This is a genomic window from Ferrovum myxofaciens, assembly GCF_000735045.1.
Taxonomy (GTDB): domain Bacteria; phylum Pseudomonadota; class Gammaproteobacteria; order Burkholderiales; family Ferrovaceae; genus Ferrovum; species Ferrovum myxofaciens.
In genome coordinates, this window is sequence record NZ_JPOQ01000277.1 from 1 (window position 1) to 253 (window position 253).

1 pseudogene is annotated in these 253 nt (G+C 53.4%); it reads left to right on the forward strand.

The window, feature by feature from the left end:
- A pseudogene (locus tag IV91_RS0113485) lies at positions 1 to 253 on the forward strand (IS21 family transposase); the annotation flags it as partial.

Genomic DNA, 253 nt, shown 5'->3' on the forward strand with positions numbered 1-253 from the left:
AGGATGTTCTTCGATTAAAACTCGATGCTGGGCTCAGTCATGAGCAAATTGCGATGGCTCTCAAGATCTCCAAGGGGGTAGTCGCCAAGTATGTTGGACTGGCCACGGCGGCAGGTCTGGATTGGGCCACCATACAAACGCTGGATGAAACCGGCTTGCAACAGAAGTTGATCGGTTCTTCACATCGTACCCGCCAGCATGTTCAGCCGAACTTTGGCCGTATTCATCAGGAACTGCGCCGCAAGGGCATGAC